Origin of the sequence: Thermococcus sp. 21S7 (genome assembly GCF_012027615.1) — an archaeon.
GTDB lineage: Archaea > Methanobacteriota_B > Thermococci > Thermococcales > Thermococcaceae > Thermococcus.
Genome location: NZ_SNUT01000035.1, coordinates 1 through 387, shown reverse-complemented (window position 1 = coordinate 387; position 387 = coordinate 1). Strand labels below are relative to the sequence as shown.

Genomic DNA, 387 nt, shown 5'->3' with positions numbered 1-387 from the left:
GATCTGAAGGTATATGGTGATAACCAAGAGCCCGCTGACCGGCTACATAGCCATGGCGAACTCGGGCGGATTCTTTGGTGCTGAACTCAAGTTCGCCGGCTGGGACGCCATCATAGTAGAGGGAGCGTCCGACCACCCGGTTTACCTCTACATAAACGACGAGAGCGTCGAGCTCAGGGACGCTTCCCACCTCTGGGGTAAGACCTCAACAGAGACGGAGGAGGCCCTTAAGGAAGAAATCGGCGACAAGAGAATCCGCGCTGCACTCATTGGTCCTGCTGGAGAAAACCTCGTCAAGTTTGCGGCCGTTATGAACGACGAGCACAGGGCCGCTGGAAGGGGCGGCGTTGGTGCCGTGATGGGAAGCAAGAAGCTGAAGGCGATAGA

The 387-nt window shown here is 57.1% G+C and carries 1 pseudogene; it reads left to right on the top strand.

The window, feature by feature from the left end:
• Positions 1 to 7: 7 nt before the first annotated feature.
• Positions 8 to 387 (top strand): annotated as a pseudogene (locus tag E3E51_RS12985) (aldehyde ferredoxin oxidoreductase N-terminal domain-containing protein); the annotation flags it as partial.